Origin of the sequence: Streptomyces sp. NPDC050085 (assembly GCF_044460595.1) — a bacterium.
Classification (GTDB): domain Bacteria; phylum Actinomycetota; class Actinomycetes; order Streptomycetales; family Streptomycetaceae; genus Streptomyces.
Genome location: NZ_JBITJZ010000012.1, coordinates 171,224 through 196,594, shown reverse-complemented (window position 1 = coordinate 196,594; position 25,371 = coordinate 171,224). Strand labels below are relative to the sequence as shown.

At 73.0% G+C, this 25,371-nt stretch carries 22 protein-coding genes; 14 read left to right on the top strand and 8 right to left on the bottom strand.

The window, feature by feature from the left end:
- Positions 1–43 precede the first annotated feature (43 nt).
- From ACIBUY_RS33670 to ACIBUY_RS33660, 3 genes are read left to right on the top strand one after another with little or no spacing between them, the layout of a single operon-like run.
- Positions 44–979 (top strand): M56 family metallopeptidase, encoded by a 936-nt coding sequence (locus ACIBUY_RS33670; protein WP_365580205.1) that lies wholly within the window; start codon positions 44–46, stop codon positions 977–979.
- 34 nt (positions 980–1,013) lie between these two features.
- Positions 1,014–1,697: a phosphatase PAP2 family protein gene (locus tag ACIBUY_RS33665; protein ID WP_399154641.1), complete on the top strand. Its 684-nt coding sequence runs from the start codon at positions 1,014–1,016 to the stop codon at positions 1,695–1,697.
- 33 nt (positions 1,698–1,730) lie between these two features.
- Entirely contained in the window at positions 1,731–2,426 is a 696-nt protein-coding gene (locus tag ACIBUY_RS33660) for an HAD family hydrolase (RefSeq protein WP_399154640.1), read from the top strand.
- A gap of 247 nt (positions 2,427–2,673) precedes the next feature.
- On the opposite strand, the gene ACIBUY_RS33655 is transcribed toward ACIBUY_RS33660, so the two are convergent.
- Positions 2,674–3,132: a (4Fe-4S)-binding protein gene (locus tag ACIBUY_RS33655; RefSeq protein WP_365578828.1), complete on the bottom strand. Its 459-nt coding sequence runs from the start codon at positions 3,130–3,132 to the stop codon at positions 2,674–2,676.
- A 271-nt stretch (positions 3,133–3,403) separates the two neighbouring features.
- Here ACIBUY_RS33655 and ACIBUY_RS33650 point away from each other — a divergent pair, with 271 nt between their 5' ends.
- Positions 3,404–4,105, top strand: a complete 702-nt coding sequence (locus ACIBUY_RS33650) for a helix-turn-helix domain-containing protein (RefSeq protein ID WP_365578830.1) — start codon at positions 3,404–3,406, stop codon at positions 4,103–4,105.
- Here ACIBUY_RS33650 and ACIBUY_RS33645 read toward each other — a convergent pair.
- Positions 4,093–5,598 carry an LVIVD repeat-containing protein gene (locus ACIBUY_RS33645; protein WP_399154639.1) on the bottom strand — a complete coding sequence of 502 codons (1,506 nt, stop codon included), beginning with the start codon at positions 5,596–5,598 and terminating at the stop codon, positions 4,093–4,095. The genes ACIBUY_RS33650 and ACIBUY_RS33645 overlap by 13 nt on opposite strands.
- Before the next feature lie 107 nt (positions 5,599–5,705).
- Here ACIBUY_RS33645 and ACIBUY_RS33640 point away from each other — a divergent pair, with 107 nt between their 5' ends.
- A complete protein-coding gene (locus ACIBUY_RS33640) occupies positions 5,706–6,350 on the top strand; it encodes a DUF305 domain-containing protein (RefSeq protein WP_365578834.1) in 645 nt (214 codons plus the stop codon).
- A 37-nt stretch (positions 6,351–6,387) separates the two neighbouring features.
- Here the strand turns inward: ACIBUY_RS33640 and ACIBUY_RS33635 are convergent, their stop codons facing one another.
- On the bottom strand, positions 6,388–6,906 hold the full coding sequence (locus ACIBUY_RS33635; protein ID WP_399154638.1) for a DUF6214 family protein: 519 nt from the start codon (positions 6,904–6,906) through the stop codon (positions 6,388–6,390).
- Between the two features lie 180 nt (positions 6,907–7,086).
- On the opposite strand from ACIBUY_RS33635, the gene ACIBUY_RS33630 reads away from it, so the two are divergent.
- Together ACIBUY_RS33630 and ACIBUY_RS33625 are read left to right on the top strand one after the other, a co-directional pair.
- The gene (locus tag ACIBUY_RS33630; protein WP_399154637.1) at positions 7,087–8,436 is read left to right on the top strand and encodes an NADP oxidoreductase; all 1,350 of its coding nucleotides are present in this window, start codon (positions 7,087–7,089) and stop codon (positions 8,434–8,436) included.
- Between the two features lie 127 nt (positions 8,437–8,563).
- On the top strand, positions 8,564–9,946 hold the full coding sequence (locus ACIBUY_RS33625) for a nucleobase:cation symporter-2 family protein (protein WP_399154636.1): 1,383 nt from the start codon (positions 8,564–8,566) through the stop codon (positions 9,944–9,946).
- On the opposite strand, the gene ACIBUY_RS33620 is transcribed toward ACIBUY_RS33625, so the two are convergent.
- On the bottom strand, positions 9,857–10,231 hold the full coding sequence (locus ACIBUY_RS33620) for an ArsR/SmtB family transcription factor (RefSeq protein WP_399154635.1): 375 nt from the start codon (positions 10,229–10,231) through the stop codon (positions 9,857–9,859). The two genes, ACIBUY_RS33625 and ACIBUY_RS33620, sit on opposite strands and share 90 nt — an antisense overlap.
- Positions 10,232–10,375: 144 nt before the next feature.
- Here ACIBUY_RS33620 and ACIBUY_RS33615 point away from each other — a divergent pair, with 144 nt between their 5' ends.
- Positions 10,376–11,458: an NADH:flavin oxidoreductase/NADH oxidase gene (locus tag ACIBUY_RS33615; protein WP_399154634.1), complete on the top strand. Its 1,083-nt coding sequence runs from the start codon at positions 10,376–10,378 to the stop codon at positions 11,456–11,458.
- 22 nt (positions 11,459–11,480) lie between these two features.
- Here ACIBUY_RS33615 and ACIBUY_RS33610 read toward each other — a convergent pair whose 3' ends face one another.
- From ACIBUY_RS33610 to ACIBUY_RS33600, 3 genes are all read right to left on the bottom strand, one after another.
- On the bottom strand, positions 11,481–12,170 hold the full coding sequence (locus tag ACIBUY_RS33610; RefSeq protein WP_399154633.1) for a peptidylprolyl isomerase: 690 nt from the start codon (positions 12,168–12,170) through the stop codon (positions 11,481–11,483).
- Between the two features lie 250 nt (positions 12,171–12,420).
- Entirely contained in the window at positions 12,421–13,230 is an 810-nt protein-coding gene (locus ACIBUY_RS33605) for a hypothetical protein (protein WP_399154632.1), read from the bottom strand.
- A gap of 107 nt (positions 13,231–13,337) precedes the next feature.
- Positions 13,338–14,243 carry an LLM class F420-dependent oxidoreductase gene (locus ACIBUY_RS33600; protein ID WP_365578848.1) on the bottom strand — a complete coding sequence of 302 codons (906 nt, stop codon included), beginning with the start codon at positions 14,241–14,243 and terminating at the stop codon, positions 13,338–13,340.
- A 115-nt stretch (positions 14,244–14,358) separates the two neighbouring features.
- On the opposite strand from ACIBUY_RS33600, the gene ACIBUY_RS33595 reads away from it, so the two are divergent.
- Both ACIBUY_RS33595 and ACIBUY_RS33590 read left to right on the top strand, forming a co-directional pair.
- Complete coding sequence (locus ACIBUY_RS33595) at positions 14,359–14,883, top strand: MmcQ/YjbR family DNA-binding protein (protein ID WP_399154631.1); 525 nt, start codon at positions 14,359–14,361, stop codon at positions 14,881–14,883.
- A gap of 142 nt (positions 14,884–15,025) precedes the next feature.
- Positions 15,026–18,385 (top strand): molybdopterin-dependent oxidoreductase, encoded by a 3,360-nt coding sequence (locus ACIBUY_RS33590; protein WP_399154630.1) that lies wholly within the window; start codon positions 15,026–15,028, stop codon positions 18,383–18,385.
- Here the strand turns inward: ACIBUY_RS33590 and ACIBUY_RS33585 are convergent.
- The gene (locus ACIBUY_RS33585; protein ID WP_399154629.1) at positions 18,346–19,935 is read right to left on the bottom strand and encodes a PucR family transcriptional regulator; all 1,590 of its coding nucleotides are present in this window, start codon (positions 19,933–19,935) and stop codon (positions 18,346–18,348) included. The two genes, ACIBUY_RS33590 and ACIBUY_RS33585, sit on opposite strands and share 40 nt — an antisense overlap.
- Positions 19,936–20,220: 285 nt before the next feature.
- Between ACIBUY_RS33585 and ACIBUY_RS33580 the strand changes: the two genes are divergently transcribed.
- The 4 genes from ACIBUY_RS33580 to ACIBUY_RS33565 all read left to right on the top strand — a co-directional run bounded on the left by ACIBUY_RS33580 (position 20,221) and on the right by ACIBUY_RS33565 (position 25,325).
- The gene (locus ACIBUY_RS33580) at positions 20,221–21,600 is read left to right on the top strand and encodes a cytosine permease (RefSeq protein ID WP_365578856.1); all 1,380 of its coding nucleotides are present in this window, start codon (positions 20,221–20,223) and stop codon (positions 21,598–21,600) included.
- Positions 21,597–22,091 carry a nucleoside deaminase gene (locus tag ACIBUY_RS33575; protein WP_365578858.1) on the top strand — a complete coding sequence of 165 codons (495 nt, stop codon included), beginning with the start codon at positions 21,597–21,599 and terminating at the stop codon, positions 22,089–22,091. The genes ACIBUY_RS33580 and ACIBUY_RS33575 overlap by 4 nt, the downstream gene beginning before the upstream one ends.
- 55 nt (positions 22,092–22,146) lie before the next feature.
- A complete protein-coding gene (locus tag ACIBUY_RS33570; protein WP_365578860.1) occupies positions 22,147–23,502 on the top strand; it encodes an amidohydrolase in 1,356 nt (451 codons plus the stop codon).
- A 119-nt stretch (positions 23,503–23,621) separates the two neighbouring features.
- Entirely contained in the window at positions 23,622–25,325 is a 1,704-nt protein-coding gene (locus ACIBUY_RS33565) for a hypothetical protein (protein ID WP_399154628.1), read from the top strand.
- Positions 25,326–25,371: the final 46 nt, after the last annotated feature.

The following is a 25,371-nucleotide window of genomic DNA, read 5'->3' as shown; positions in this document are numbered from 1 at the left end:
CGGGCCATACCCCCGGTCGCACCCGGCTCATAGGGTGACGACCATGACGGTCCCCGTAGCGCTGTTGCTGCTCGGCACCCTTCTCGCAGTTCTCGGCCCGCGCCTGCTCGCGCGCGCCGACTGGCGTGAGCGGGAGCCGATCGTCGCGCTGTGGGCGTGGCAGTGCGTGGTGGCCGGGGTGCTGTTGTGCTGCGCGCTGTCGATGACGCTGAGTGCGGCCGCCGCGTGGCAGGCCGTGCGCGGCCATCTGTTCGCGCCCGCCCCGCACGCGGTCGTGGACGCGTACGCGCTGCGCGGCGCGGGACCGTGGGCGGCGACCGTCGCCGTGGCGCTCGCGCTCGGCGGTGTGTGGACCGCCGCGATGCTGGTGCGCGAGGTGCGCAGGGCCCGGACCCGGCGCGAGCGGCGGCGGGCCGAACTCCAGGACCGCGCACCGCTGTTGCCCGGCGAGGAGCCCTCCTCCGACCGGCTCGTGGTCCTCGAGGCCGAGCGGCCCGACGCGTGGTGGCTGCCGGGTCCGACGCCCCAACTCGTCATCACCACCGCCGCGTTGCGCCGCCTGAAGGGGCGTCAGCTCGATGCGGTGCTCGCGCACGAGATGGGCCACGCGCAGTGGCGGCACGACTGGCTGCTGCACTCGTCGGGCGCGCTGGCCGCAGGGTTCCCGCAGGTTCCGGTGTTCGCCGCGTTCCGTGACGAGATGCACCGCCTGGTCGAACTCGCCGCCGACGACGTGGCCTCGCGCCGGTTCGGCCGACTCACCATCGCGCTCGCCCTGGTCGAACTCAACGAGGACCGCGGGGTGTTCGGCCCCTGCCCCACCCCGCAGGCGCACGTCCCGCAGCGGGTGCACCGACTGCTCACCCCGCCGACGCGGCTGAGCCCGGCACACCGGCTGCGGCTCACCGCGGCGGCCGCGCTGATCCCGCTGGCCCCGCTCCTGCTGACGTTCGTGCCCGGATTGCGTGCGTTGGGATAGTGGCTCCGCCCCGCGATGGGCGAGGATCTTCCCCATGACTGCGGCGCACCTCGACTCCCCCACCCGCCCGCGCACCCCGCTGACGGCGGCGCTCGCCCTCTCCTCGGTCCTGCTCCTGGCCCTCGTGGCGGCCCGCTGGGAACCGCTGATGGAGCTCGACGCCGACCTCGCCGAGGCCCTGCACCGCGCGGCCCTCGCCGAGCCCGGCCTCACCCGCGCCAACCGGGTCCTGTCCGACTGGGTGTGGGACCCCTGGACGATGCGCGCCCTGTGCGCCCTGCTCGCCGCGGGCGTGGTGTGGCGGCTTCGGGACCGGGTGCTGGGCGCCTGGCTGCTGGTGACGTGCCTGCTCGGCGCCCTCGTGCAGCAGGGCCTCAAGACGGCCGTCAACCGGCCCCGGCCGGTGTGGCGCGTCCCGGTGGACTCGGCGCACTACGCGGCGTTCCCCTCGGGCCACGCGATGACGGCGACCGTCGTGTGCGGGCTCGCGCTGTGGCTGCTGCGGCGCTGCGGGGCCGGGCCCGCCCTGTGGCGCACGGCCCTGGCCGTCGGCGCGGTCTCGGTGCTCGGCGTGGGCCTGACCCGGCTCTGGCTCGGCGTGCACTGGCCGTCCGACGTGCTCGGCGGCTGGCTCCTCGGGGCGCTCACGGTGGCGCTGTCCACCTCGGCGTACGAGAAGTGGTGCGCCCCGCGTCAGGGGCTCGACGGCCGCCCTTGACCGGCTCGTTCGCCACCGCGCAGGATCGGGCACATGACGATCAAAGCCGTGCTCTTCGACTTCTCCGGGACGCTGTTTCGCATCGAGTCCACCGCGTCCTGGCTGCGCGGGGCGCTCGACGAGACGCAACTGGCCCTGTCCGACGAGGAGTTCACGCGCGCGGCGCACGGCCTTGAGGAGGTCGGGGCCCTGCCCGGAGGGGTGACGCACCACGTCGACGTCCCGGACCACCTCGCCGGGCCGATCGCCGTGCGCGACGTGGACGCCGCCCGGCACCGGGCCGCGTACACGGGCCTGGCCCGCGAGGTCCCGCTGCCCGACGAGCGGCTCTACGACGCCCTGTACGACCGGCACATGCGGCCCGTCGCCTGGCACCCGTACCCGGACGCGCCCGACGTCCTGTCCGCGCTGCGCGAGCGCGGCGTCCCGGTGGCCGTCGTCAGCAACATCGGCTGGGACCCGCGCCCCGTCTTCGTGGAGCACGGGCTCGACCCGTACGTCGACGCGTACGTCCTGTCCTACCGGCACGGGGTCACGAAGCCGGACCCGCGTCTGTTCGCGGCCGCGTGCGAGGCCCTCGGCGCGGCCCCCGGCGACACCCTGATGGTCGGCGACGACCGGCGGGCGGACGGCGGTGCGGCGGCGCTCGGCTGCACGCTGCACTTCGTGGACCACCTGCCGGTGCACGAACGCCCCGACGGTCTGCGTCCGGTGCTCGGCCTGCTCTAGGGCGTGTCTTCAAACTCCCTCCCCCAGCCTTCGGCCGGGGGGACCCCCACGCCCGGAGGGCGGCCTTGCGGCGTCTGGTGCGTGCTCTGGGGGTCCCCCCGGCCGAAGGCTGGGGGAGTGCCGGGTGCCGACCCTCGTACTGGATGTACTTGGGTCTGCGCCCGGTGCGGCGAGAGTGCGTGCCAGGCGTCGTGAGGCTGGGGGCACCTCCCAGCGTTAGCTGGGGGAGGGAGTTTGAAGACACGCCCTAGTGCCTGTTGTCGCCCTGGCCCCCGGCCTTGCCGCAGTCGCCCGCGTGGTCGCAGTACGGCTGGTTCCCGCCGGCCCCGCAGCCGCACAGCGTGGCCCGCGTCTCGACGGCCTCCTCGCCGTCCGCCGTGCGGATCCGCAGGTCGCCGCGCATCACCAGGCGGCCGTCCGGCGTGCGCTCCACGGTCGTGGCCATCGGGGGCAACTCGACCGTGCCGTCGACGAGTTCGTAGCGCAGCGCGCCCGACGGGCAGCGGCGCACGACGGCCGCGACCTCGTCGCCCGGGGCGGCGTCCGGCTCGATCCAGGGGCGGCGCCCGGTGTCGAAGACCTGGGGCAGCCCGCGTACGCACTCCGCCGCGTGCAGACAGCGCCGGGCGTCGAAGCTCACGGTGATCACGTTCCCGCGGTAGGACTTGCGGGTCGTGCCCGGTGTCCCGTCCTTGCCCTCGTCCATGGCGTACGCCTCCCGGGCACTCGGCCGACACGGCCCCTCACGCCACTCTAGGAAGTCCCGCGCCCGCCCGCTCGGCGGAGCACGCACGAGCCGGCCCCCGGGCGGCGCCGACACCGTCCGGAGACCGGCCCGAAAGCGGCGCGGCCGTATCGGACGATCCCCCGCGTCGCCCGATACGGCCGGCCCACCCGCGCACACCACACCCAAGGGTCCGGCGGCCGGGACGCGCTGAGTATAGTTGGCTGAGAGCCAGTCAACGCAGGAGTCAAGAATGTCCCCCCGCAGCGCATCGGTCAATGAGGAGTTGCGCCGACGTTCCCGCGAACGACTCCTGCAGGCGACGCTGGAGCTCGTCGGGGAGCGCGGATACGACGCGACGACCCTCGGCGACATCGCCGACCGCGCCGGTTCGGCGCGCGGTCTGGTCTCGTACTACTTCCCGGGCAAGCGGCAGCTGCTGCAGTCGGCGGTGCACCGCCTGATGAACCGGACGCTCGAGGAGGGACTGGAGCGCGAGCCGAGGACCGACGACGGCGACGAGCGCCTCGCCCGCGCCATCGACGCGATCCTCCGCCTCGCCAGGGACCAGCCCGTCCTCATGCGGACGCACATGGCGGGCATCCTGCACGCCGAGGGCTTCGTGCAGTGCCCCGAGCAGCAGCGGCTCGCCCTGCTGCTGCGCGACACGGTCGTGCGCCACGGGACGCTCGACGTCGACCGCGACTACCCGGTGCTGCGCGCCGTCCTGATGGGCGCCGTGTTCGCGATCCTGGTGCCGGGTGCGCCGATGCCGATGGCCGTGATGCGCGCCGAGCTGTTCGAGCGCTACGGCCTGGAGTGGGAGCGGGGCTTCCCGCCGGACGACGCTGACGCGCCGCCGTCCGGCGAGAGCTCCGCACACGGCCGAGTGGCCGATTTCTCACGCTACTTCGAGCCGCTGAGGCCGCCGGCCCAGGACGGTCAGTCGAAGTAGTCCGGCTGCGTCTGGGTGTTGAGCTCGCCCAGGCGGACCCACTTGGCCGGATCCGTACGCCGGTCGTTGATCTTCAGGACGTCGAAGCCCTTGGCGATGTCGTTGGAGTAGATGTAGCCGTTGTAGTAGTACGCCGACCACGAGCCGCCGACCTGGAGGGTGTCGGTGGTCAGCGGGCCGCGCTCGAAGTAGCCGATCTCCTTGGGCTTCGCGGAGTCGGTGAAGTCCCACACGGAGACGCCGCCCTGGTACCAGGCCTGGACCATGAGGTCCTTGCCCTTGACCGGGATCAGCGAACCGTTGTGCGCGACGCAGTTCTCGGTGTCGGCCTGGTGGCGCGGGATCTTGAAGTAGCTCTTGAAGACGAGCTTGCGCCGGTCGCCCTTGCCGACGACGTCGTAGATGCCGTCGGCGCCGCGGTTCGGGCCGACCGTGGCGTTGCAGGTGGCCGCGCCGCCGCCGCCGAGCTCGTCGGTGAAGACGACCTTGTTCGCCTTCTGGTTGAAGGTCGCCGAGTGCCAGAACGCGAAGTTCACGTTGTCCTGGACCCGGTCGATGACCTTCGGGCGCTCGGGGTCCTTGATGGAGAACAGGATGCCGTCGCCCATGCAGGCGCCCGCCGCCAGGTCCTTGGAGGGCAGGACCGTGATGTCGTGGCAGCCGGTGGTCTTGGAGACGCCGGGGTTGGTGGGTCCGCCCGGGTTGCCGCCGCCGTCCGGGCCCTCACCGGGGAACAGGACGGGGAAGTTCACGACGGCCGCCTGCTGCGGGGCCTTGCGCGGCACCTTGATGACGGAGATGCCGTCGTGCGGCGGCTGGCAGTCGGGGAACGTGGCGCTGGGCGAGTACGAGGAGACGTAGATGTAGACGTTCTTCTTCTCCGGCACCAGCGTGTGCGTGTGCGAGCCGCACGCGGTCTCGACGGCGGCGACGTACTTCGGGTTCCGCTTGTCGCTGATGTCGAAGACCTTCATGCCCTCCCAGGACGACTTCTCGGTCGCGGGCTGGGTGGTGGAGGCGCAGGAGTTGTCGCTGCGGGAGCTGTCCGTGGACAGGAACAGCAGGTTCCCGGAGACCGAGACGTCGTTCTGGGACCCGGGACACAGGACCTGGGCGACGGTCTTCGGTGCCTTCGGGTTGCTGATGTCGAAGATGCGGAAGCCGTCGTAGTTGCCCGCGAAGGCGTACGTGCCCTGGAACGCGAGGTCCGAATTGGTGCCGGGCAGCGCGTCCTTGGGGATGTTGGTGAGGTGTTCGATGTTGTCGGAGTGGACGATCTCGTCCTGGCCGGGTATCTCCCCGGCGGCGATGGCCGCCTTCGCCTCGGCCGCGGCGCCGCGCGAGACGCTCTTGGACGTGGCGGCGCTGTCTCCGGGGTCGGGGGTGGCCGACACCGGTCCCGCGGTGAGCAGGGCCGCGAGGAGTCCGGCGGCGGCGGTGCCGACTGCCAGGCGTCTGCGGCGTGTTCGGGTGGAGTTGTGCAACAGGGTCACTGTTGTCTCCCTGATTGACGACGACGTCGTGGATACGTGAACGGTTCACGGATCCCCCGAGTATCGTCTTCATCATGCACAGATCAACAGATGGCAACGTACTCGTAATGAAAGTTGCTGCGCCCGCGCTGATGGCGGCACTCGCGCTGGTGTTGACCGCGTGCGACTCGGGGGGCTCGACGGGTGCGGACCGGGCCAACTCCCCCGCGTCCGGCGGCCCTTCGGTGATCGCGCCGGGCAGGCCCGGGGAGGCGGCGGAGACGCTCTCGGCGAAGGACGCGGACGAGCGCCGGCCGGACGAGGGGCCCAACTCGGCGGACGTACGGTACGCGCAGCTGATGATCCTGCACCACGAGCAGGCCCTGCGGATGACCGAACTCGCCCCGAAGCAGGCCCGGTCGACGCAGGTGAAGCGGCTCGCCGAGCGGATCTCCGCGGCGCAGGGGCCCGAGATCGAGTCGATGCGCGCCTGGCTCACCCGGAACGGCCGCAGCGAGTCGCCCGCGGGCCACGCGGCGCACGGGGCCATGCCGGGAATGGCGAGCGCGGCCCAGCTCGAGAGCCTACGGGCCGCGCGGGGCACGGCATTTGACGATCTGTTCCTGAAGCTGATGATCACGCATCACCAGGGGGCCGTGACCATGGCCACCGAGGTGAAGAGCGAGGGGAACGACGTGCTGGTCGAGGAGATGGCCGACGACGTGATCGCCCAGCAGACCGCGGAGATCGGCCGGATGCGGGACATGTCCTGAGCACGTCCTCGTCGAACCGGCGGGCCCGCGCGCCCCGTCAGCGCCGGTTGTGGCGGGGCGTCAGGAAGCCCGCGTCACGGGCCGCGGCGATCATGCGGAGCGACTTGCGGCGGCTGCGGCCCGTCGCGCACATGACCGCGAGCACGGGATCGCGCCCCTCGCGCTGCGCCGCGACATAGGCCTCGGCGACGACCCGGCGCCCCTCCGTGCCGCGCGGCCAGGACGGGCGGGCGCGGCGGCTCGCGGAGTCCGCGGCCTCCACCGCACGGCCCGCCCTGACGTCGCGCTCGGCGACGACCCGGCAGGCGTCCTCGAGCGGGCCCTCGATCCAGTCGGCGAGCGAGGCCAGGTCGTCGAGGGACAGGGGCGGCTGGGAGCGTACGTCCTCGATGGCGATGCGGCCGTCCGTGACGACGGCGAGCACGTCGACGTTCGTGCCGTCGCCGAACGTGAGCCGGACATGGAACCACGGTGGCAGGAGGTCCCGGCGCGGCACGTCGTCCCACACGCCGTCCGCGGCGGTGCCGTGTCCCTGGATCTCCCACTGTGGCCACACCGAGACGGAACTGTTCGGTCGGTATTGATCTGAAACGTCTAGAAATGAACTCTCCAGCACATGCGCACGGTAGCCCCGTGATCACGAATGGTCAGTTCACGGCACGCCGACAGCCTCTCCCCGGTGACGGCGCGCGGTGCCATGCTGAAGAGCATCAGCGCACCGCGGAAGGAGCCGCCCGTGCCGCACATCGCCGTCGTCGGATCGGGGCCGAGCGGGGTCTACACCGCCCAGAGCCTCGTCCAGCAGGGCAGCGTCCCGGACGTCCGCGTCGATGTCCTCGACCGGCTGCCGTGCCCGTACGGCCTGGTCCGCTACGGCGTCGCACCCGACCACGAGAAGATCAAGTCGCTGCAGAACAACCTGCGTACGGTGCTCCACGAGGACCGCGTCCGCTTCCTCGGCGGCGTCGAGGTCGGCCCCGCGCTGCCGCCGGCCAAGCTGCTCGAGCTCTATCACGCGGTCGTCTACTGCGTGGGGGCCGCGGCCGACCGGCGACTCGGGGTGCCGGGCGAGGAGCTGCCCGGGAGCTGGTCGGCGACCGACTTCGTGGCCTGGTACAGCGCGCATCCGGACGCCCGCGACGACGGTTTCGTCCGCGGGGTGCGCACGGCCGTCGCGATCGGCGTCGGCAACGTCGCGGTCGACGTGACGCGCATGCTGGCCCGCGGCGCCGCCGAGCTGCTGCCCACCGACATGCCGCAGGCCGCGCTCGACGTGCTGGCCGCGAGTGAGGTGCGGGACGTGTACATGGTGGGGCGGCGCGGCCCTTCGCAGGCCCGGTTCACCACCAAGGAGCTGCGCGAGCTCGCCACGTTGCCGGACACCGAAGTCGTCGTGGAGGAAGGCGAGTTGACGCTCGACCCCGGCTACCGCGATCCGGTGGCGCTGCCCGCCGCCGTCCGGCGCAACGTCGAGGTGCTGCGGAGCTGGGCGGCCCGCCCGCGCCGGGACGCGGCCCGCCGGATCCATCTGCGGTTCTTCCTGCGGCCCGTCGAGATCGTCGAGGGCGGCGGGCGCGTGGCGGGGGTGCGGTTCGAGCGGACCGCGCCGGACGGGCTCGGCGGCGTGACGGGGACGGGCCGTCACGAGGAGATCGGCGCGCAGCTGGTGCTGCGGTCGGTCGGATATCGCGGAGTGCCGCTGGAGGGGCTGCCGTTCGACCCCGGGAGCGGGACCGTGCCGCACCTGGCCGGGCGGGTGCTGCGCGGCGGTGTCGTCTCGCCGGGCGAGTACGTCGCGGGGTGGATCAAGCGCGGACCGACCGGCGTGATCGGCACGAACCGGCCCTGCGCCAAGGAGACCGTGGCGTCCCTGATCGAGGACGCGCCCGCCGTCGTACGCAAAGAGCTCGCGCAGGATCCCCTGACCGGGCTGCTCGCCGCCGGGGTGCGGCCCGTGGAGTGGGACGGATGGCGGGCGATCGAGCGGGCCGAGACGGCGCTCGGGCTCACCTTGGGGCGCGGGTCGGTCAAGATCCCCGACTGGGCGGGGCTGTTGGACGCGGCGCGGGGCGCATCCGGGGCCTGACTCCCCGCTCCGGGGAGCCGCGGGGGCCGACACATCCCGGCAACAACCGCGAAATCAACAAACCGTTTAAGCCGCATACGGTCTCGTGCTGCCGCCTCCCCGCTACGTCCCCGGTCTTGGAGCACGCATGACTCATCCCGTCGATCAGGTCCCGCCCGCACGCCAGTTGGCGGCCTTCGGACTGCAGCACGTTCTCGCGATGTACGCCGGTGCGGTCGCCGTGCCGTTGATCGTGGGCGGGGCGATGAAGCTGTCGCCCGCCGATCTCGCGTATCTGATCACCGCCGACCTCCTGGTGTGCGGGATAGCGACGCTCATCCAGTGCGTGGGGGTGTGGCGGTTCGGCATCCGGCTGCCGATTGTGCAGGGCTGCACGTTCGCGGCCGTCTCCCCCATGGTGCTCATCGGCACGACGGGCGGCGGACTGCCCGCGATCTACGGGGCGGTGATCGTCGCCGGGCTCGCGATGATGCTCCTCGCGCCGGTCTTCGGACGCCTGCTGCGCTTCTTCCCGCCGCTGGTGACGGGCACGGTGATCCTGATCATCGGGGTCTCGCTGCTGCCGGTCGCAGGCAACTGGGTGGCCGGCGGCGCCGGTTCGAAGGACTTCGGCGAGCCGAAGAACATCGGGCTCGCGGCCTTCGTCCTCCTCGTCGTGCTCGGCGTGCAGCGGTTCGCGCCCGCGTTCCTGAGCCGGATCGCGGTGCTCGTCGGCATCGTCGTGGGCATGGCGGTGGCGATCCCCACCGGGTTCACGGACTTCGGCGGGGTCGGCGACGCGGACTGGGTGGGCATCAGCACGCCGTTCCACTTCGGGGCGCCCGAGTTCCACGGGGCGGCGATCGTGTCGATGCTGGTCGTGGCGCTGGTGTCGATGACCGAGACGACCGGTGACTTCATCGCGGTCGGCGAGATCACCGAGCGCCCGGTGACGCCGCGCGCACTCGGCGACGGCCTGCGCGCCGACGGCTTCTCGACGCTGCTCGGCGGCGTCTTCAACACCTTCCCGTACACGGCGTTCGCGCAGAACGTGGGCCTGGTCGGAATGACGCGCGTGCGCAGCCGCTGGGTGGTCGCCACGGCGGGCGGCATCCTCGTACTCCTCGGCCTGCTGCCGAAGTTGGGCGCGGTGGTCGCCTCGATCCCGGCGCCGGTGCTCGGCGGTGCGGGCCTCGTGATGTTCGGGACGGTCGCGGCGAGCGGCCTGAGGACCCTGGCCAAGGTGGACTTCGCGGGCAATCACAACCTGACGGTGGTGGCCGTGTCGGTCGCGATCGGGGTGCTGCCGGTGGGCGTGCCGGACGTGTACGCGCAGTTCCCCGACTGGTTCCAGACGATCATGGACAGCGGGATCAGCGCGGGCTGCCTCACCGCGATCGCGCTGAACCTGCTCTTCAACCACCTGCCCCAGAAGGGGAGTTCAGCCGTCGACCCGGTCGCCGAGCCGGTCGCTCTGCCGGGCAGCCGCGTCGAGGACGCTGTCGAGGAGCCCGGGAAACAGGGCGTCTAGATCGTCCCTGCGCAGCCCGTTCAGCTTCGCCGTCCCACGGTAGACCTGCTCGATCACCCCGCTCTCGCGCAGCACCCGGAAGTGGTGCGTGGACGTGGACTTGGTGACGGGCAGGTCGAAGTGCGAACAGGACAGGCCCGCCTCCTTCGACACGGCCATCTCCCGCACGACGGCGAGCCGCATGGGGTCGGAGAGCGCGTGCAGCACTGCTTCGAGGCGGATCTCCGCGCGGTCGGGGTGCGCGAGCGCCCGACTGCCGGCGGTCTGCGCTGCTGCGGTCGTCATGGCGGCTCCCCATCTGCGTGCGACCGGCGGGCGGCCGGCCGGTCCCGCGCCCATTGTACGAGACTTCTCGTAGTTTGACAGTTGCCGTACTACGATGCCTATCGTACGAGGGACAGGTCCGAGCCCGTACGAATGGAGTCCGCCGTGAGCGCGCTGTTCGAGCCCTACACCCTGCGGTCGCTGACCCTCCCGAACCGGGTCTGGATGCCGCCGATGTGCCAGTACAGCGCGGCACCCGAGGGCCCGCTCACCGGTGTGCCCACGGACTGGCACTTCCAGCACTACGGCGCCCGCGCGGCCGGCGGCACGGGCCTGATCATCGTCGAGGCGACGGGCATCAGCCCCGAGGGCCGGATCTCGCCGTACGACCTGGGCATCTGGAACGACACGCAGGTCGAGGCGTTCCGGCGCATCACGGCGTTCCTGAGGACGCAGGGCACGGTGGCCGGGATCCAGCTCGGGCACGCGGGCCGCAAGGCCTCGACCGACCGCCCGTGGAAGGGCGGCGCCCCGGTCGGGCCCGAGGCCCACGGCTGGCAGGCCGTCGCACCGAGCCCGGTCCCCTTCGACGAGAAGCACCCGGTGCCGACCGAGCTGACCGTCGACGGCATCAAGGAGATCGTCCAGCAGTTCGCGGACGCGGCGCGGCGGGCGCTCGACGCCGGGTTCCAGGTCGCCGAGATCCACGGCGCCCACGGCTACCTCGTCGGCCAGTTCCTCTCCCCGCACTCCAACAAGCGCACCGACGCGTACGGCGGCTCCTACGAGAACCGCACTCGCTTCGCCCTCGAGGTCACCGACGCCGTCCGCGCCGTGTGGCCCGACGAACTCCCCCTGTTCTTCCGCATCTCCGCCACCGACTGGCTCGAGGACGGCGAGGGCTGGAGCGCCGACGACACCGTCCGCTTCGCCACCGAACTCCAGGCCCACGGCGTCGACCTGATCGACGTCTCGACCGGCGGCAACGCCTCCGGCGTCCGCATCCCCGTCGGCCCCGGCTACCAGGTGCCCTTCGCCGCCCGCATCCGCGCCGAGGCCGGGGTCCCGGTCGCCGCGGTCGGCCTGATCACCGAGCCGCAGCAGGCCGAGAAGATCGTCGCGGACGGCGAGGCGGACGCGGTGCTGCTCGGCCGCGAGCTGCTGCGCGACCCGTCCTTCGCACGGCACGCGGCGCGTGAACTGGGCGGCGACGTGCACGTGCCGGACCAGTACCACCGGTCCGTCTGAGACGCTCGCAGTCCCCTGTTCGTCAGGGTCGGCACGTCGGCCGGACGCTGCGCAGCTCCGTGCGCAGCACGGGCGTGCCGTCGACGGGCGCCGGGTCGTCGGCGGTGGGCTCGATACCGCCGGCGGCGATCTTGTCGAGCGTCTTCAGACCAGCGGCGCCGACCGTGCCGAACACGGTGTAGTTCGGGCGCAGCGCGGAGTCGCCGTAGACGACGAAGAACTGCGAACCGTTCGTGTTCGGCCCGGCGTTGGCCATCGCCAGCAGGCCGCGCCCGTAGAGGCGGCGCACGCCGGTGGGGTCGCTCGGCGCCGGCGGCAGGTCCACCGGCAGCTCGTCCTTGTACTTGTACCCCGGACCGCCCTCGCCCGTGCCGGTCGGGTCACCGCACTGCAGGACCTTCAGGGTCGGATACGCCGTCAGCCGATGGCACACCGTACGGTCGTAGAACCGGTGCTGCGCCAGGTGCAGGAAGCTCTGGACCGTGCACGGCGCCTCCGCCCGGTCGAGGCGCAGCGGGAGCGGTCCCTGGCTGGTCGGGACGGCCACGTCGACGGTGCCGTGAGCGGGGGTGTGCCGCGGATCGCGCGGGAGGGGAACCGGCCGCGCCGCCGGGTCGTCCGGGGTCTCGGTGTACCCGCAGGGGCCGTGCGTGGTTCGTGGTGGGGCGTCGGATGCGACGGCGGCGCCGCCTCCGGACGCAACCAGTGCCACTGCTGCCACTACCGTCACGACTGCTCGGTTCATCCTGCACGCCCTCCCGAAGATCCCCACCTGTCGGAGCCGTCGCAGTCTAGGGCTCGACACGGAGGTCGGGAACCGCCCTGCAAGCCACATCCGCCTCAGCAGTCTTCGGCCGTACCGCGCTCGCGTCGGGGCGAAGTCCTCAATCCACACGCAGGACGAGCGCGAGACGCCCGGCGCCGACGGGCCGGCCGGCACCAACCGGCCGGCGCGCCGGTCGTCAGTGGCGCGTGGCCGGTTCGTCCTGCGCGTAGCCGGGCTTCAGCGGCATGTTCTGGCCGGGGAGGAGGGAGGCGTTGATGGTCAGCGTCAGACCCAGGACGCCCGGCTTGAGGTGGGTGCCGAGGGTGTCGTTGACCTCCTTGGCATACGCCTCGGTGAGGGGGAACTGCCAGTTCTTGGGGCCGATCGAGACCTTGCCCTGGTTGATCCGCGGGTTGATCAGGTCGGTGTAGAAGTTGACGGTGTCGAACGTCGACATCTCGACCTCGTGCGGGACGCGCTTGTCGTCGATGTAGGCGTTGCCGCTGGCCTTGGTGATGAACGGGAAGTCGTGCAGCCAGAACCCGTCGATCCGGTGCGAGCGGCCGGTCCTGGTGTTGGTGAACTTCCAGCCGCCCGGGTACCAGATCCGCCCGTTGAGGACGTTGATGTTGCTGTAGCCGTCCGCGCCCACCGGGGTCCAGTAGCCCTTGCCGTCCTTGAGGAGACCGACCGGGCAGATGGCCTCGGCCTTGACGCCGACGCGCTTGAACTCGGCCGCGATCTCGGGGCCGAGCGGGAGCGTGCCCGTCCCGGACTGCGCGAAGAACCAGAAGGCCGTCCCCTTGTCGGGGGCGTCGTCGTAGTAGTGGCCCGCCGGTTTGTGCGTCTGTCCGGTGGGCGGGTTGTAGAACGAGTCCAGGCACGTGGTGGCCGGAGGGTTGCCCTTCGGGTAGTGCGGGCCGTCGTCCGCCGCGGAGGACGGGGCGGTCACGGCCAGCAGGGCCGCCGCCGCGGCCAGGCTCACGGACGTCTTGGTGCAGCGCATGGGGGACTCCCAGAGGTTCACCCCCCTCGGTCGTTGCGTTCAGTGAACTGACCGTGACGCGCCGTGTCCTTTTTATGCGGCTGTTCGGGGCACGGCCGCGGCCGGGCTCACGCCGTCAGGTACGTGGATCCGAACGCGCCGAGGAAGTCCTCGGTGGCCGCGAGCGAGTCCGTACCGCTGGAGACGGCGACCCACGTCACGCCGGCCTTGGCCAGGTCGGCGAACGCCTCCCGGTGACGGTCGGGGTCGACGGCCGGGCTGCCGATTCCGGCGTCCTGGTACAGGTAGAGGACGTCGAGGGGATCCGTGCGGCCCGCGGCCGCCGCCATGTCGGTGACCTCGGCTATGCGGCCCGCCAGTTCCGGCAGTCCGCCGAGTCCTGGGGTGCGTGCGGTCGTCGCCAGGTCCGCGCCACCGGACAGCGGCATCCAGCCGTGCGCCCGCTCGGCCACCCGGCGCCGGGTCAGCCGCGCGTTGCCGCCCACCCAGATGGGCAGCGGCGACTGGACGGGCCGGGGGCGGCAGACGACGTCGCGGGCGCTGAAGTGACGGCCCTGGTAACTGAACGGTTCGCCGCTCAAGTACCCGGGCAGCACGTCGAGCGCCTCGTCGAACAGGGCGTTGCGCTCGTCGAAGTCGACGCCCAGGGCGTGGAACTCGCCCTTCAGGTATCCGGTGCCGAGCCCGAGCGTGAGCCGGCCGCCCGAGAGCAGGTCGAGGGTGGCGGCCGACTTGGCCAGCAGGAACGGATTGCGGTACGGGGCGACCGCCAAGTACGTGAGCAGGCGCAGCCGTTGGGTCGCGGCGGCGACATGGCCGAGCGCGACGAACGGGTCGAGCGTCTGATGCCCGCCCGAGCCCAGCCAGCGCGCGCCCGGCGCCGGGTGTTCGGACAGGGAGAACCCGTCGAACCCGGCCCGTTCGGCGGCGGCGGCCACCTGGTGGAGCGGGCCCGCGGCGAGCATGTCGCCGTCGGGGCCGCTCGGTTCCGGGTACTGGAAGATGAAGCGCATTCCCGGTCTCCATTCCCTCTGACCTCAGGCGTCTTGCCCACGAGCCCGGCGAGGGTACTGAGGGGAGGTCACGAAGTCGAGAGCGACCGGTTGCCGCCCGTGCCACAGTGGCCGTATGACGAGTCTCGTCCAGCTGCGCAAGACCGCCCTCGCCCTGCCCGAGGTGGAGGAGGGCGAACACTTCGGCATGGTCGCCTTCTCCGTACGAGGCAAGGGGTTCGCGTCCGTCACCAAGGACGGGGCGGTTCAGCTGAACCTGCCGCCTGCGGAGATCGACGCCGCCGTGGCCGCGCACCCGGCCGGGGAACCGGTGGTCAGGGCGGGCAGGCCGATCGGCTTCCGGGTCCCGCTCGCCGCCGTCGGCGGCAAGGACCTGAACGCCCTGGTGCGCGCGGCGTGGACCTGCCGGGCCCCGAAGCGGCTCGCCGCGTCGATCGCCCCGGCGGACACGGCCCACGGCCTGCCCGCCGGGATCGGCAGGCCCGCGACCCGGGCGCTGCTCGCGGCGGGCCTCGACACGCTCGACCGGGTCGCGGGCCACACGCAGGCGGAGCTTCTCGCGCTGCACGGGGTGGGCCCCAAGGCGGTGCGCGTTCTCGTGGCGGAGCTCGCGAGCAGGGGGCTGGCCCTGCGGCCCTGACCCGGCCGCCCGGTCTCGGGCGCACCCCGGTCTCGGGGCGAACGGCGCGACCCTCGGGACCTTCGGCGCGGCCGCGGCCGGTGCGGCGGGCGTGCAATGGAAGACGACAGTGGTTCGTCGGCCGTTGCTGCGGAGGCATCCGGTGATCGAGGAGAAGCGAGGGTTCTGCACGCTCTGCAAGTCGCGCTGCGGGGCCGTGTTCACCGTGGAGGACGGCCGGATCACCGGGGTCCGCCCGGATCCGGAGCATCCGACCGGCGCCGCCATGTGCCCCAAGGGGCGGGCCGCGGCCGAGATCGCGCACAGCGGCGGGCGGCTCACCACCCCGCTGCGCCGCACCCGGCCCAAGGGCGACCCCGACCCCGGCTGGGAGCCGGTCTCCTGGGACGTGGCGCTCGACGAGATCGCGCGCCGGATGCGGGAGATCGCCGCCGAGAGCGGCCCGGAGTCGGTCGCGTTCGCCGTGGCCACGCCGAGCGGCACGATGATCTCCGACGCGACCGAGTGGATCGAGCGGTTCGTGCGCCGCTTCGGCAGCCCCAACACCGTGTACAGCGCGGAGATCTGCAACTGGCACAAGGACGTCGCGCACGCCTTCACGTTCGGCTGCGCGCTGCCGCCGCCGGACTACGCGCACGCTGACCTCGCGCTGCTGTGGGGCTTCGACCCGGCCAAGACCTGGCTCGCCCAGTCGGCCGCCCTGTCGGCGGCGCAGGCGGGCGGCATGCGCCTGGCCGTCGTCGATCCGCGGCGCTCCACCAGTGCGCTGCGCGCCGACCACTGGCTGCGGGTGCGCCCCGGCAGTGACGCCGCGCTCGCCCTCGGCCTTGCCCATCTGCTGATCCAACAGGGCGCGTACGACGACGAGTTCGTGCGCTCCTGGACCAACGGCCCGCTGCTGGTGCGCGGTGACGACGGCCGGTTCCTGCGCGCCGAGGAGCTGGCCGAGGGCGCCGCGGGCTTCGTCGTCTGGGACGAGCGGGCGAACGCGCCCGAGCCGTACGACACCACGCGGGCCGCCGTGGCTCCGCAGCGGTTCGCCCTGCGCGGCGCACGGCGCGTCCGGCTGCGTACGGGCGAGGTCGTGGAGTGCGTGCCCGCCTTCGAGCGGTACGCCGACGCGTGCGCGCGGTGGCCGGTCGGCCGGGTCGCCGCCGCCACCTGGATCCCGGAGGCGGACATCCTGGCGCTCGCCCGGGAGATCGCGGCCGCCGACCGTGTGACGTACTACGGCTGGACCGGCGTCGGGCAGAGCACGAACGCCTCGCAGACCGAGCGCGCCCTTGCCACGCTGTACGCGCTCACCGGGTCCTTCGACCGGCCCGGCGGCAACCGGATCGCGCCGCCGCCGCCGTACCGCCCCGCCTCGGCCGTCTCGGACTTCGCCCCCGAGCAGCGCGCCAAGGCGCTCGGTCTGGACAAGCACCCGCTGGGGCCGCCCGCCTCCGGATACGTCAACGCGGGCGACCTGTGCCGGGCCATCGAGGAGCAACAGCCCTATCCCGTACGGGCGTTGATCGGGTTCGGGGCCAATCTCGTGGTGGCGCAGCCCGGTTCGGACCGCACGGCGCGGGCACTGCGGGCGCTGGACTTCCAGGTGCACCTCGACCTGTTCCCCTCCCCCACGAGCGAGAGCGCGGACTTCGTGCTGCCGGTGAACAGCGCGTACGAGCACGAGGCGCTGCGGTTCGGCTTCGAGATCGGGCACCGGGCGCAGGAGCAGGTGCAGTTGCGGCCGCGGATCGTGGCACCGCCGGCCGGGACGCGCTCCGACACGGAGGTCGTGTTCGCGCTGGCCGAACGGCTCGGCATGGGCGGGGAGTTCTTCGACGGGGACGTGGAGGCCGCCTGGAACTGGCAGTTGGAGCCGCTGGGCCTGACCGTGGAGCGGCTGCGCGGGGCGCCGGGCGGGGTCCGGGTGCCGCGGCCCGAGGGCGAGCGCCGCTACGCGGACGTCGACGACACCGGGCGCGTGAGCGGGTTCAACACCCCCACCCGGCGCGTGGAGTTGTACGCGGAGCGGCTGCTCGACCAGGGCTGTCCGCCCGTGCCCGAGCATCACGAACCCGAGGCGCCCGACGACGCCTTCCCGCTGGTCCTGACGTGCGCCAAGCACAGCCGTTTCGTGCACTCGCAGCACCGCTCGATCGCCTCGCTGCGCCGCCGGGCGCCGGACCCGCACCTGGACGTGCACCCGGACACCGCCGCCGCCCGTGGCATCACGCAGGGGCAGTGGGTCGAGCTGGCGACCCGGCGTGGCGCCATCAGGCTGCGGGCGCGCTTCGACGAGTCGCTGCATCCCGGTGTGGTGGTCGGCGAGTACGGCTGGTGGCAGGGCGCGCCGGACCTGGCGCTGCCGGGCACCGATCCCCTCTCGTCGGCGGGCAGCAACTACAACCTGCTCGTCGGCCACTCCCGCACCGACCCGCTCAGCGGCTCGGCACCGCTGCGCGCCCTCACCTGCCAGGTCCGGCCGACCCGGCCTGACCACGTCTGGCACGGCACCCGCACCTTCACCGTCGCGGAGCTGGGCACCGAGGGACGCGGCGTGCGCACGCTGCGCGTGGTACCCGCCGATGGCGGACCGCTGCCCTGGCACGCCCCGGGCCAGCACGTCACGGTGCGCGCCGCGGGGCCGGGGGTCGCCCGCGCCTATTCGCTCACCGGGCCGGCCGGCGACGGCTACACCCTGGCCGTGCGCCACGTGCCGGGGGGCGCCCTGTCGGGGCACGTGCACGAGGCCCTGGCCGTGGGCGACCGGCTCGAACTGACGGCGCCCGGCGGCTCGTTCCGCATCCCGGTCGACACCGACCGGCCCGTGGTACTGATCGCCGGAGGCATCGGCATCACGCCGTTCCTCGGCCACCTCGAGACCCTCGCGGCCGACGGCGGCAGCGTGCCCGAAGTCGTCCTGCACTACGGCACGGCCGACGGCACCGACCACCCCTTCCGCGACCGGCTGCGTCAACTGCAGGACCAGATCGACGAGTTGACCGTCATCACGCACTACGCGACGCCGCGCCCCGAGGACCGCGTCAGCCGGGACCACGACCGGCAGGGTCTGATCACGGCGGCCGACGTGGACGAGCGGCTCGTCGCCGCCCGGGCCCGCTTCTACCTGTGCGGCCCCGAGGCGATGCTGTCCGCCCTCACCGAAGGGCTCCGCTCACGCGGCGTACCGTCGTTCGAGATCTTCAGCGAGCGGTTCCGGGCCGCGGCGCGCACCGTCGACGTGCCGGACGACACCCCGCGCACCGTCCGATTCGCCCGCTCCGGGCGGGAGTTGACCTGGTCCCGATCCGACGGCACGCTCCTCGACCTGGCCGAGCGGGCCGGTCTCGCGCTGCCGAGCGGCTGCCGTGTCGGCCAGTGCGAAAGCTGCGCGTGCACCGTGCGGGAGGGGCGGGTCGCCCATCTCGTCGCGCCGGACGAGGACCTGCCGGAGGACGCCGCACTGACCTGTCAGGCGGTGCCGCTCTCGGACGTCACCCTGGACGCGTGAGCGCGCCCGGCCGCGTCGATGCTGAGCGCGAGACAGAAGTCGACGCGGTCGCGCAGGGTGGCCAGGCTGTGGCCGGTGAGCTGCTCCACGCGCTGGAGGCGGTAGCGCAGGGTGTTGACGTGGACGTGGAGCTGTTCGGCGCAGCGCTGCCAGGAGCCGGACGCGTCGAGGAACGCGGTGAGGGTGGCGACCAGCTCGCTGCCGTGCTCGGCGTCGTACCGCTCGACCACGCCGATCAGCCGGTCGCGGTAGAGGCGGCGCACGTCGTCGGGCACGGCGGCGATCAGCAGCAGGTGTGAGGAGAGCGCGCCGGCGCCCGCGGTGCGGACGGTGCCGGTGCCGAGGGCGGCGACGCGGTGGGCGCCGCGGGCCTCTTCCAGGGAGCGGCGCAGTCCGGCCGCGCCGACGCCCGGGCTGCCCGTGCCGAGGGCGGCCCGCCCGTCGCCGAGGAGCGGCGCGAGACGTTCGGCGGCTTCGGCGGCCCCGGAGTCGTCGCCACGGTCCGGTACGAGCATGAGGTACGCCCCGTCGGCCCCGTCGGACAGGGGGATCGGCACCGAGCAGCCGGGGACGAGGTCGGCGACGTCCTCGAGGACGGTGGCGGCGAGTTCGGGTCCGTACGGGCCGCCGGTGGTGCTCAGGTACAGGGCGCTCAGCGGCGCACCCGGGTCGAGGCCGAGCCCGCGCAGCCTGGCCTCGGCGGGTTCCTCCTGCCCGGCGCGGAGCAGGTCGACGGCCTCGCGCAGGAAGCGGGCCTCGATGCGGCGGCGCTCCTGGGCGGCGGCCTTGTCGAGGGCGAGCAGGGCGCACACCTCCCACGCGGCGTCGGCGACGCCGGGCGCCCAGGCGCGGTGGTCGCCGGACGCGGCGAGGTAGCCGGCGGGCGGGCGGTGCGCGACGGGGGACTGGACGGGGAAGAGGGTGAGCTCGCCACCGCCCGGCAGGGTCCGTACGGCGGGGAAGCCGCCCGCGGCGAGTGCGTCCCGGTGGGCCCGTGCCAGTTGGTGTCCGGTCACCTCGGGGACGCTGCCCGCGCGCGGCCGCCCGGTCGCCGACAGGACGGCGCACCACACGCCGGTGGCCCGCGCGAACACGTCGACGAGTCCTTCGGCGCCGGCGCCGGAAGCCATGCTGGTGACGAGTCCGCGGTGCAGCCCGGCCGAGGGCGCGCGGTGCTGTCCGCCGCCGAGCGCCGCGAGGACGGTCTCGGTCAGCGCGGCGAACGAGATGTCGTCGCCGACGGTGAGCAGGGTGAGGCCGTGCCGCGCACACGCCTCGGCAAGCGCGTCGGGCAGCACGCCGAGCCCGGCGGTACCGGCGACGAGCGCGGCGACCCCCGCGCCCGACAGGGCGGCCACGAACACATCGGCGTCGCGCGGCTCCCGGTACCAGGTGGTGCTGGTCAGGACGAGTTCGCCGCCGTCGAGATAGCGCCCGGGGTCGGGCAGGTCGGTGGTGTACACGCCGCGTACGGCCGGGCTGTCGGGGGCGGGGCCGACGAGGGGCGTCAGGCCGAGCCGGTCCATCGCGAGCAGCTGGGTCAGCTCCACCGGTCGCTCTCCTCTGTGCGCCGGGTGCCCGACGTGCGGACGGGCGGCGCGTGTTACAGGCATGCACGCCGGTGTGCACGGGGTTTGGAGAATAGTACGGGCCGCGCCGCCGACATCGGGCCGCTGTCTGGAGAAGCGTGCAGGTCCCGCGGGGCCGCGCCGGGGGTTCACTGATGGCCACGCGCCGCCCCCGGCGACCGTCCGCACCGGGGGCCGCGCTCCGAGCCGCATGCCCCGCCCCCGCCCTCCCGCTCGTCCCCGCCTGTCTCCGTGAGGAGTCCCATCATGCGCGCCGACCCGTCGTCACCGCCCGAACGACCGCTCCGCATCGAACAGTTGGGCACCGAACCGGTGCCTCTCGACCGTCGGCACGGTCGCCCGCGCTCGCTGTTCACGCTGTGGTTCGGGGCGAACGTGCAGTTCGCCACGCTCAGCGTGGGCGCCCTTTCGACGTCCGTGTTCGGCCTGGACTTCGTGCCCGCCGTCCTCGCCGTCGCCGTCGGTACGCTGCTCAGCTCGGCGCTCGTCGGGCTGTTCTCCACGCGGGGCCCGCTGACGGGTGTGCCGCAGCTGATCCAGGCGCGCGGCCCGTTCGGGCGTCTGGGGACGCTGCCGTCGGCCGCGTTCACCGTCGTCAACGGCGTCGGCTGGTGCGTCGTCGACTCGCTGCTCGGCATCTTCGTCCTGCGGGACCTGACCGGCATCGGGTTCGCTCCGGCGCTCGCGGTGATGGCCCTCGCCCAGGTGTCCGTAGCGGTCGTCGGACACCATCTGATCCATGCGGTGGAACGGGTCCTCGCCGCCGTCCTGGTGGCCGTGTTCGCGGTGATGTCGGTGTACGGGTTCGCGGAGGTGACGGTCCGCTCCCCCGGCGCCCCGGCGAACGGCTCGACCGCCGCCTTCCTGCTGGTCGTCGCCGTGAGCGCGGCCCGTGTCCTCGGCTGGTCCGCGTACGCCTCGGACTACAGCCGCTATCTGCCCGCGACGAGCGGGCCGCGGCGGGTGTTCCTCGCCGCGGGCGGCGGCACCGCGGTGGCCGGGGTGTGGATCGGTGCGCTGGGCGCGGCCCTCGGCACGGCGGGCACGCTCGACGACCCGAGCCGCATGGTGAGCGGGCTGCTCCCGGACGCGCTCGGCACGGTGGTCCTGGTGGCGCTGCTGCTGTCCACACTCGCCTCGACGGTCATCGACCTGTACTCGGGCGCGATGGCGGCGCTCGTCGCCGGGTTCACCGTCCCGCGCTGGGTGTCGGTGCTCGTCGTGGGCACGCTCGGCACGGCGCTCTCCTGGTACGCGGGGCACGGCGACTTCGCGGCGCAGCTGAACGACTTCCTGCTGATGACGGGGTACTGGCTCGCGCCGTTCGGCGCGGTGGTGATCGCCGCGTACTGGGGCCCGGGCCGGCACGGTGTCCGGGATCCGTACGATCCCGGGCACCGCTTCGGCCGGGGCCTGCCGTGCGTGCTGGTGGCGCTGGCCGCCGAAGTCCCCTTCATGAACCAGTCGTTGTACACGGGCCCGCTCGCGGCGGCGCATCCGGCCCTCGGCCCGTTCGGCCTGTTCGTCGGCTTCGCCGTGGCCGGTCTCGCGTACGCGGCACTGAGCGCCCGGACCGAGCCCGTCCGACATCCCTTTGTTTCCGACCAGTTGAGGAGTGACTCATGACCCGCACCCCATCGGCGGCACCCACCGCCGACGACGCGAGGTTCCTGCGTACGGCCATCGCGCTGGCCTCGGCCGCCCGCGCGGGCGGCAACCATCCCTTCGGCGCGCTGCTCGTCCTCGACGGCAAGGCGGTCCTCGAGGCCGGCAACACCGTCGTCACCGAGCGCGACGCGACCGGCCACGCGGAGACGAACCTGGTGCGCCTCGCCTCCCGCTCCTACGCCCGTGAGGAGTTGGCCCGCGCCACCCTGTACACGTCGACGGAGCCCTGTGCGATGTGCACCGGTGCCGTGTACTGGAGCGGCATCGGCCGCGTCGTCTACGCGCTGGGCGAGGACGAGCTCCTCGCGCTGACCGGCGCGAACCCCGAGAACCCGACGATGGCGCTGCCCTGCCGCGAGGTCCTGGCCCGGGGCCAGCGCCCGGTGGACGTCGTGGGCCCGTGCCTGCGCGCGGAGGCGGAGGCGGTGCACGCGGACTTCTGGACCTGACGCGCACCCCACTCGTAGCCCCTGCGCCCAACCCCCTTGAAGGAGCCGCACGTTCATGCCCCGCACCCGCACCCTCGTCCAGGGCGGCATCGTCATCCCCTGCGACGGCAGCCGCACCGTCCTCGACCCGGGCAGTGTCCTCGTCGAGGACGACCGCATCGTCGCCGTCGACCGCCCCGAGGCCTTCGCCGGGGTCGACGCCGAGATCGTCGACGCGACCGGACACGCCGTCCTGCCGGGACTGCACAACACCCACCTCCACTCCGGTCTGCTGCGCGGCACCGCCGAGTCCAAGTCCCTGTGGGACTGGCTGCGCGACTACGTCGATCCGGCCCACAAGGCGCTCACTCCCGAGATCGCCGAGGCGGCCTCGCTGCTGTGCTACACGGAGTCGCTGCGCGCGGGCACCACGTCCGTGATGGACATGTGGCGTCACATGGAGGGCTCGGCGCACGCGGCCGAGCGCGTCGGCATCCGTGCGACGCTCGTCCCGTACGTCGCGGACCTGCCCGGCTACGACTACTTCGAGACGCTCGACAGCAACCGCCGGCTGCTGGCCGAGTACCGCACGTACGCACAGGGCCGGGTCCGTTCGTGGGTCGGCCTCGAGCACCTCTTCTACTGCAGCGAGGAGGCGTTCAAGGCGGCCGCGGCCCTCGCCGACGAGTTCGACACGGGTCTGCACACCCACTCGTCGGAGACGACGTGGGAGGTCGAGGAGTCCGTCCGGCGGTTCGGGCGGCGCCCGATCGAGGAGTTCCACCACCGCGGCGTCCTGGGCCCGCGCAGCGTGATCGCCCACTGCGTCTGGCTCGACGACCACGAGATCCAGCTGCTCGCCGACACCGGGACGAGCGTCGCGCACTGCCCCTGCTCGAACATGAAGCTGTCGTCGGGTCCCGCCCGGGTCGCCGAGATGCGCCGCAGGGGCATCGCCGTGGGGATCGGCAGCGACGGCGAGAAGGAGAACAACAACCTCGACCTGCTGGAGGAGATGAAGTTCGCCTCGCTGCTGCAGAAGGTCACCTCCCTCGACCCCACCACGGGCGACCCCTGGGACATCCTGGCCATGGCGACGCTGGACGGGGCGCGCGCCCTCGGTCTCGACGCGCGCACCGGCTCCCTCGAGGCGGGCAAGCAGGCCGATCTCATCACCGTCGACCTGCTGAACCTGCACAGCACGCCCCTGCTGCACGGCGACGACTTCAACGCCGTGGCGCACCTGGTGTTCTCCTGCTCGGCCGCCGACGTGGACCACGTGTGGGTGGACGGGCGGCTGCTCGTCGAGGGCGGCCGGGTGCGCAGCGTCGACACCACGGCCGTACGCGAGCGGGCTCAGTCGGCGGCCGAGGAGCTGTTCCGTCGCCGCCGCGCCGTCCAGGCCTGTGCGGCGGCCGCCGGACAGCGCTGACGGAACACGAGAATCCCGTTCACCCCGCAGCCATACGGAGCCCCCCGGTCCGCCACTTGCCCCGCATACCACCTGAAGGGAACAACAGGGGCACAGGGGAAAACTGAGGGGGATCCGTCATGAGCAGTGCCACAGCGGTGCTGTCCACACCCGGCGAATCGGCCGCGCGCACCGCGGACGCGGAGGGCCGACTGCCGCAGTGGCGGCGGGTGTTGACCGTGCTGGCCGTCGTCTCGCTGTTCATCGGTACGCGCACGACGTGGCGCCTCGCGGTGGCGGCGGAGCCCCTGTTGGGCGCGGCCATTACCGTCGCCTACGCGGGCATCCTGCTGTGCGCGGTCCTGGCCCTGACGGTCCGCGGCGGCCGGGCGCTCGGCCGGGTCGACCTCCTGGTCCTGGCGCTCGCGGTGGGGCTGACGCTCGCGGCGGCGTTCGTCAGTCATCCCCCGAACGACGAGGCGGCACTGACCGGGCAGGCCGCCCACGAACTCGCCCACGGGCGGCCCGTGTACGGGCAGTCCTGGCCGTGGCTGTTCGAGCAGCCGGGCGTCGCGTACACGCAGACCGAGACCGGCGGATACGCGACGACGTACGGCTATCCACCGCTCCAGGTGCTGCTTGCCGCACCGTTGACGGGCCTGCTGCACGGCCACCTCCCGGCCACGGCGGTGAGCGTCCTGGCGCTGGTCGTCGGGACGTGCGTGCTGTGGCGGATGGTGCCGGCCGCGTGGCGCTCGGCCGTGGTGGTGGCCTGCCTGGGGTTCGGGCTCCTGCCGTACTACGCGCGGATCGGCTATCCGGCGGTCCTCGCCTGTGCGTTGATGATGCCGGTGGTGGCGGGGTGGCCGCGGCTGATGCGCGGCGGCCGCCTCACGCGCTCCGACGCGGCGCGTGCCGCGTGCCTCGGCGCGGCGTGCGCGGCGCAGCAACTGCCGTGGTTCGTCGCGCCGTTCCTGCTGGCCGGGCTGTACCTGGTGCGGCGCGGCGAGGAGGGGCGGCGGGTCGCGTCCGTGGCCCTCGCGAGGTTCACGGGCGTGGCGATCGGCGTCTGGCTGCTGATCAACACGTACTTCGTCGTGCAGGACCCGGGGGCGTGGCTGCGCGGAACGGCCCTGCCGCTGACGCAGGGCGGGGTGCTCCACGGGCAGGGGCTGTCCCTGGTGACGCTCTATCTCACCGACGGCAGCGGCCGGTTGGCGTTCTACTCGTACGCGAGCATGCTGCTTGCCGCCGGACTGCTGGTGCTGTTCTGTCTGTTCGTACGCCGTCTCGGTCCGGTGGCGACGGTGCTGCCCTGGTGTGCGTTCTACGTGGCCACGCGTTCGCAGGACGGGTACTACCTGCTGATGACGCCGCTGTGGGTGGCGGCCGCGGTGACCGTCTCGCACCAGGACTTCGCCCGGGCGTGGCGGCCGCTGCGCCTGCGCACGCGGCGCGTCCAACTGGCCGTCGTGGCCGGTGTGTTGGCGCCCGCCATGGCGTGTGTGCTGCTCGCGGTGAGCTGGCCCGTGCCCTTCGAGCTGCGGCAGGCGACGGCGCACGCGGCGGGCCGCGGCGCCGTCACGGAGGTCTCCGTCGACGTGACGAATCGCAGCGGTCGCACCCTCACCCCGCACTTCGGCATGTCGACCGGACAGGGCATGTCCCGCTGGTGGGTGGCGGCCGAGGGCCCGCGCACCCTGCGGCCGGGGGCCCGTGCGCACTACGTGCTGCGCCCGGAGAAGGGGACGTACCCGCGGCCGCACAAGGGCAAGCGGATGCAGCTGCGCGTGTTCACCGCCGATCCCTCGACCCTGACGAACGCCACCGTCGGCCTGCGCTGACGGGCCGTTCCCGAGCGGTGGACACCGTCTTCACCGGCGCGAACTC